The following is a 6,357-nucleotide window of genomic DNA, read 5'->3' on the forward strand; positions in this document are numbered from 1 at the left end:
CGCTCGCTCGCGCGGGCCCGCGACACCTTCGGACCGGTCCCGGCCGTCGCCGACTTCCTGACGGAACTGGCCGAGCGGACCGGCGAGCCCGCCGCCGCGTACCTCTTCGACGAACTGACCACCGGCCCCGAGGGCTTCGTGATCAGCGCGGCGGCACGCACACTGCTCGACAAGTTCCGCCGCACGGTGGGGAGTTCGGCCTACGACGACGACGTGCTCGCCGTCGGTGAGCTGGCCGCCCGCCGCCAGTTGGTGGAGGCCTGGCTGACGGCGTACACGACGGCGTCCGGCACGGAGACCGACCCGGGGGACCTCGCGGAGGCGGTGGCCGCCGAACTCTGCCCGGAGGTACGGCGGTACGAGTCGGACGCGCGGCTGACGGAGACGGTCGGGGGGCTGCTGGGCTCGCATCCGCGGATCGAGGCGGGGGCGTTGTCGCTCCGGGTCGATGAATTCCTCGCCCGGACACGGGAGTTCAGGGTGTCGGACGTCCCCGGTCATCGCGCTTACCAGCGGCGCCGTACGGCACTCGTGGCGGCGGAACGTGACCGGCTGCGCCTCGACGAGTACCGGCCGCGCGTGCTGTCGTCCTTCGTGCGGGGCCGACTGGTCGACGAGGTGTATCTCCCGCTGGTCGGCGACAACTTGGCGCGGCAGATCGGTACGACGGGGGAGGGGCGGCGGACCGACACGAGTGGCTTGCTGCTGCTCATCTCGCCGCCGGGGTACGGCAAGACGACCCTCATGGAGTACGTCGCCGACCGGCTCGGGCTGGTGCTGGTCAAGGTCAGCGGGCCTGCCCTCGGGCACCGGGTCACCTCCCTCGACCCGGCCGAGGCACCGAACGCGACGGCCCGGCAGGAGGTGGAGAAGGTCAACTTCGCGCTGGCGGCCGGCAACAACGTGCTGCTCCACCTCGACGACATCCAGCACACCTCGCCCGAACTCCTCCAGAAATTCATCCCGTTGTGCGATGCGACGCGGCGGGTGGAGGGCGTGTGGGAGGGCGTACCGCGTACATACGACCTACGGGGGAAACGGTTCGCCGTCTGCATGACCGGTAACCCCTACGCCGAGTCGGGCGGCCGTTTCCGGGTGCCCGACATGCTGGCGAACCGTGCCGACGTCTGGAACCTCGGCGACGTACTGACCGGCAAGGAGGCGGTGTTCGCGCTGAGTTTCCTGGAGAACGCGCTGACCTCCAACCCGGTCCTCGCCCCGCTGGCCGGCCGCGACCGGGCCGACCTGGACCTGCTGATCCGCCTCGCGGAGGGTGACACGACCGCCCGCGCGGACCGGCTGTCCTACGCCTGCGACCCCGCCGAACTGGCCCGAATCATCGCGGTGTTGGGGCACCTCATCACCGCCCGCGACACCGTGCTGGCGGTCAACTCCGCGTACATGGCGTCGGCGGCGACGACGGACGCGGCCCGCACGGAACCGCCGTTCCGGCTCCAGGGGTCGTACCGCAGCATGAACCGCGTCGCCCAGCGCATCGAGCCGGTGATGAACTCACCGGAACTGTCCGCTGTGTTGGATGACCACTACACCGCCGAGGCGCAGACGCTGGGGCCGGGTGCCGAGGCGAACCTGCTGAAGCTGGGGGAGCTACGCGGCACCCTGACCGCCGAACAGGCCTTGCGCTGGGGCGAGTTGAAAGCGGCGTACGGGCGGACGGCTACAGCTGAAGGAGCCGCTGGGTGATCTCGCGGTACTGCCGCAGCGCGTTGCGGAACTCCTCGGAATCGGACTCCGACGGGGATTCGACCGGGGACTCGGAGTCCTGGTCCGCCCAGCCGGCGCGGAGGAGTTCGCGGCGTGCCGCGAGGGCGGCGACGAGTTGGGCGGTGGCCTCGTCGTAGGCGCTCTCCGCCTCCGCCAGGGCGTCGCGCGGGGTGTCGGCGAAGGTGTTGAGGGCGTGTCGCAGCCGCTGGAGGACCTTGTCCCGCTCGCTCGACGGGAGCAGCGGCTCCGGGCCCGGGGTGCGGCGTTCGGAGGGGACCCGGTTCTGGCCTGCGGGTTGTTGGGCGCGTGTCTGGTCGTACATCATCGGGAGTCGCTTCCGTCCCGCCCGAAGGCGTTATTGGGATCGTCCGTTCGCCGGCCACTGCCCTGCGCCGTGCTGCCAGTCAACGTGCGGCGACGGTTCGTGTCAACGCGGCGGTCACGCGCTCCCGGCCGACGCGTTCGGGAGCGCGCGAGAGTACCTTGAAGAGAGAGTTTCCCTTCACAGGGGCAGCCCGTGACCCCGGCCGCGCCATCCGCAGCGAGGCCGAGGAGTCCCGGCATGTCGATCATCTCCACCCCGTCCACGACGGGGATCCCGGCGGGCACCGACCCGCCGCCCCCGCCCTACGACGGCACCGCGCCCTTCCCGCCGGACGAGGGCCCGGCGCCCGTCCGGGACAGCGGGGACCGGATCTACGTCGGGGTCACGGCGGCGATCGTCGTCCTGCCGTTCGTGGGGCTTGGCCTGGCCGGCTGGCTGCTGTGGGGACGGCTGATCCACCCCGTCGACGTCGTGCTCGCGGCCGTCCTCTACACGGTCACCGGCCTCGGCGTCACGGTCGGCTTCCACCGCGGGCTCACCCACGGCTCGTACCGCGCCATCCGTCCCGTGCGCGTCGCGCTCGCGGTGGCCGGGTCGATGAGCTTCCAGGGCGACGTCATCGGCTGGGTCGCCACCCACCGCCGCCACCACGCCTTCACCGACCGGCCCGGCGACCCGCACTCGCCGTACCGCTACGGCACCCATCTGTGCGGCCAGTTGCACGGACTGTTCGACGCCCATGTCGGCTGGCTGTTCCGCAACGAGCAGTCACCGCCCGAGCGTTACGCCCCCGACCTCGTCGCCGACCCCGACATCCGGGCCGTCTCCCGCGCCTTCCCGCTGCTGTGCCTGCTCACGCTCGCGCTGCCGTTCGGCCTCGGCTGGGCGATCGGCGGCAGCTGGCTGTACGGCCTGACAGGCCTGCTGTGGGCGGGACTTGTGCGCATCGCGCTGCTCCACCACGTCACCTGGAGCGTCAACTCGCTCTGCCACATGATCGGTGACCGCCCCTTCCGCACCCGGCGCCACGACCGCGCCACCAACCTGTGGCCGCTGGCCCTGCTCTCCTTCGGCGAGAGCTGGCACAACCTCCACCACGCCGACCCCACCAGCGCCCGGCACGGCGTCGACCGCGGCCAGATCGACCCGTCGGCCGCCGTCATCCGCCTGATGGAGCGCGCCGGTTGGGCCTACGACGTGCACTGGCCGGCCGCGGACCGGGTCGCCGCCCGCCGCGCCTGACCTCGGCTACGACGCGCGCGGTGGTGCCGGGATGGTCCGGGTGTCGAAGTCGCCCGCGATGATCTGCGCCGCGAGATCCGACAGGCGCAGATGGCGGGCACGGGCGTAGGAGCGGAAGGCGGTGAAGGCGTCGTCGACGGACGTGTTCCAGCGCTCCGCCAGCACACCCTTGACCTGTTCGACGAGGATGCGGCTGGTCAGCGCGGTCTGCAACTGGCTGTTCTCGAGGTGCGACTGCTCCAGCGTGCGCTGCTGGAGCACCGCGATGGTGGCCACGTCGGCGAGGGCCTGGGCGAGCGCGATGTCGTCGTCGCCGAGGCGGTGCGGCGTGGTCTGGAAGAGGTTGAGCGCGCCGACGACCCGGTTGCGCAGCCGGAGCGGTATGGCGTGCGTGGCCACGTATCCCGTCTCGCGGGCCTGCGCGGCGAAGCGCGGCCAGGCCGCGGTCACCTCGGCCCGGGTCAGGTCGATGTTGGTGCGGGCGGCGCCGGTGCGGTAGCACTCGACGCACGGGCCCTGGTCGTGCTGGAGCGCGAGGAGCTCCAGCAGGCGGGTGTGCTCGTCCGAGGCGGCGATGATCTGTAGTTCGCCGTGCGCGTCGGCGAGCAGGATGCCGGCCGCCGACACGTCGAGCAGCTCGACGCAGCGCGCGGACAGCCGGTGCAGCAGGTCGATGACGTCGAAGTCCTCGACCAGGGAGTCCGCGACCTCCACGAAGATCTCGGCCAGACGTCGTTCGCGGGCCATGGCGATCATCCCTTTCCAGTGTCGGGCGAATACGGCCCGCTCATATCGTCGTCCAATTCGTCGCCAAAGCGCAGCCGGCGGGCGACCACGTCCGCCGCGACCTCACCCAGGGGGCGTTCACTGCCGTAGGCGTGGGCCCGCAGGCGCAGCAGGGCCTCCTGGATGGGCACGCCCAGCTGGACACTGATCATCCCGGTGGCCTGGTGCACGACGGGGCGGTTCAGCCCGGTCGGCCAGGCCGGCATGGCGTCCGGTCCGGGTGCGGTGCCGTTCGTGTGCCCGTTGCCGTTCAGGAACACGCCGGTCAGCGCGGCCGCCAGGGCGGTGGCGTCGCCGTACTGCTGCTCGCTGATCCGTCTGTCCCCGTCGCACAGCACGGTCAGGACACCGACCCGGATCGCACCGATGCCCAGCGGGAACCCGCACACGCCCTGGATGCCCATGTCACGCGCGGCCGGCAGCAGCATGGGCCACCGCTCGGGGCGCACCCGGTCCAGGTCCGGCTCCAGCACGGGCGAACCGGTGCGGACGGCCTCCGGGCCGGGGCCCTCGCCCAGGGTGAACTGGAGCTCCTCGAAGCGGGCGCTCAGTTCGGGGTGGCACCACAGCGGCTCGGCCGTGCGGTCGACACCGACCAGCAGCGACAGGGCGACGCCCTCGGCACCCAGCGCCCGGGCGCAGGCCTGCGCGGGATCGCCGCCCTCACCGAGGCGCAGCGACCGCAGAACCTCGGCCATGCCGTCGCTGATCACCGTGCTCCGTTCCGCGGCCGCCGGGGCGCTTCGAGACGAGGCGCCGACCGACGTCTGCCGTACCCTACGTGGCCCGGCGCTCCAGCGCGCGGTCGGCGAACACGCCCTTCCAGGCGTCCTGAACGCTGGCGTACCGCGGAAACCGCTCCACCAGACCGGCGGCCCGGAACACCAGCAACGGCCCCGGACGGGAGTGCACGACGCGCAGCCACCCGAGCCGCTCACGACACTCCTCCCAGGCCGCGTTCAGCGGGTCCAGAACACTGCCGTCCATGAAGGTCACGTCGAGCAGATCGACGACGACGAAGAGTGGCCCCGTGCCGTGCCGGGCCTCTTTGAGCTCCTGTGCGAAGGCGGGCACGGTCGTCAGATCGAGCTCACCGCCCGCCCGGACCACTCGTAGTCCGTCCGGATGTCCGTCCGGTTGTCCGTCCGTCTGCCCGTCTGGTTCGCCGAACAGATCAGGATGCGGTCCCATGTACCCCATCTCCCCTGTCAGAGAGTGGCTTTCGCCTTCTTGCGCAGGGCCTCTGTTGCGCGGAACGTGACTGCACGGAGAGGGCCGGGGTCCTGGGCTGCCGTACGACGAGCGTACTGCCGGGAAGGGATATGCCGGGAGCCGTTTCCAGCACATGGGTACCGGTTTCGGCCTTGTGCTCACCTCAGTCGGCCTGATGCGGTATCCACTCGCTGTCGTCCAGTGAGTAGCCGTAGTGCGGCCGCCCGCTCATCCCGCTGGTGTGGAACGGCTTCCCCTGGTCGTCGATGCGCAGCACCCCGTGCCGGGTCCCGCTGGTCCACGCCAGCTCCAGATACCAGCGCACATCGTGCGACGCCGCGGCGGCGGTGATGTACAGGACCTCGGGATCACTCTCGCTCACCTTGTACGGCAGCCCCGTCTGCCCGGCCTTCGGCGTGGCCACCGGCCGGATCGCGTCCAGCCCGACGTCGAAGGAGTGCGTGGGCACCCCACCACCGCAGCCGACCCCGATGTACCCCATGGCGTACGCGTTCCAGGCGAGCGGCGCTCCGCTCTGCACCACCCGCACGTTCAGCGACTGGAGTACGACGGTCTCCTGCCCGGTGCCCTGGACAGTCAGCTCCAGGAACTGACTGTCCGCGGAGACGGCCCCCAGCGCGCTCACCCAGCTGGGAGCGTCCTGCTCGGTGGGCGGCGGCGGAACCTTGGCCGCGTCCTCGTCGACCAGGTAGGTCTGACTGCACGGGCTCTCCCAGGCGTACGGCCGTGAGGTCACCGTCAGCGGGATGCCCGCGGCCACGTCGGCGCCACCCGCTTTGCTGCTCGGGGTGGCGGACGCGCCGGTCTTCGCCGTGGCGGACCCGGAGGGGCTCGCACTGCGGGAGGGCGAGGCCGACGAGGAGGGCGAGGAGGTCGACTTCGCGGACGCGGAGGGGGAGTTGGTGCCGCGTCCGGTGGAGGTGACGGAGCCGGCCTCCTGCTTCCGGTCGCCGCTGCCGTCGCCGCCGGAGACGAGCCGGGGGACGAGTGCGGTGGCGGCGATGACCACGGCTACGGCGGCGGCTGCGAGGAGGGTGGTGCGGCGG

7 protein-coding genes are annotated in these 6,357 nt (G+C 71.7%); 2 read left to right on the forward strand and 5 right to left on the reverse strand.

Annotated features, from left to right (window positions below; all coding sequences use genetic code 11):
• The coding region (locus tag ACNFOC_RS49010; RefSeq protein ID WP_416965476.1) for an AAA family ATPase at positions 1-1,704 on the forward strand (1,704 nt) is incomplete at its 5' end.
• Here the strand turns inward: ACNFOC_RS49010 and ACNFOC_RS49015 are convergent.
• The gene (locus ACNFOC_RS49015) at positions 1,679-2,050 is read right to left on the reverse strand and encodes a hypothetical protein (protein ID WP_416965477.1); all 372 of its coding nucleotides are present in this window, start codon (positions 2,048-2,050) and stop codon (positions 1,679-1,681) included. The two genes, ACNFOC_RS49010 and ACNFOC_RS49015, sit on opposite strands and share 26 nt — an antisense overlap.
• Before the next feature lie 237 nt (positions 2,051-2,287).
• Here ACNFOC_RS49015 and ACNFOC_RS49020 point away from each other — a divergent pair, with 237 nt between their 5' ends.
• The gene (locus tag ACNFOC_RS49020) at positions 2,288-3,292 is read left to right on the forward strand and encodes an acyl-CoA desaturase (protein WP_416965478.1); all 1,005 of its coding nucleotides are present in this window, start codon (positions 2,288-2,290) and stop codon (positions 3,290-3,292) included.
• Between the two features lie 6 nt (positions 3,293-3,298).
• Here the strand turns inward: ACNFOC_RS49020 and ACNFOC_RS49025 are convergent, their stop codons facing one another.
• The 4 genes from ACNFOC_RS49025 to ACNFOC_RS49040 form a co-directional block, all read right to left on the reverse strand.
• Positions 3,299-4,048: a GAF domain-containing protein gene (locus tag ACNFOC_RS49025; protein ID WP_416965479.1), complete on the reverse strand. Its 750-nt coding sequence runs from the start codon at positions 4,046-4,048 to the stop codon at positions 3,299-3,301.
• Positions 4,045-4,791: a GAF and ANTAR domain-containing protein gene (locus ACNFOC_RS49030; RefSeq protein ID WP_416965480.1), complete on the reverse strand. Its 747-nt coding sequence runs from the start codon at positions 4,789-4,791 to the stop codon at positions 4,045-4,047. The genes ACNFOC_RS49025 and ACNFOC_RS49030 overlap by 4 nt, the downstream gene beginning before the upstream one ends.
• 64 nt (positions 4,792-4,855) lie before the next feature.
• Positions 4,856-5,269: an STAS domain-containing protein gene (locus tag ACNFOC_RS49035; protein WP_416965481.1), complete on the reverse strand. Its 414-nt coding sequence runs from the start codon at positions 5,267-5,269 to the stop codon at positions 4,856-4,858.
• A gap of 184 nt (positions 5,270-5,453) precedes the next feature.
• Positions 5,454-6,357 (reverse strand): transcriptional regulator (locus ACNFOC_RS49040; RefSeq protein WP_416965482.1); only part of this gene is annotated, 904 nt, incomplete at its 5' end.

It is taken from the genome of Streptomyces colwelliae (assembly GCF_048158785.1).
Taxonomy (GTDB): Bacteria; Actinomycetota; Actinomycetes; order Streptomycetales; family Streptomycetaceae; genus Streptomyces.

Bases quoted from the DNA above. Each gene is read 5' to 3' on its own strand.
- ACNFOC_RS49015 (WP_416965477.1), bottom strand. From the start codon at position 2,050: ATGATGTACGACCAGACACGCGCCCAACAACCCGCAGGCCAGAACCGG.
- ACNFOC_RS49020 (WP_416965478.1), top strand. From the start codon at position 2,288: ATGTCGATCATCTCCACCCCGTCCACGACGGGGATCCCGGCGGGCACC.
- ACNFOC_RS49025 (WP_416965479.1), bottom strand. From the start codon at position 4,048: ATGATCGCCATGGCCCGCGAACGACGTCTGGCCGAGATCTTCGTGGAG.
- ACNFOC_RS49035 (WP_416965481.1), bottom strand. From the start codon at position 5,269: ATGGGACCGCATCCTGATCTGTTCGGCGAACCAGACGGGCAGACGGAC.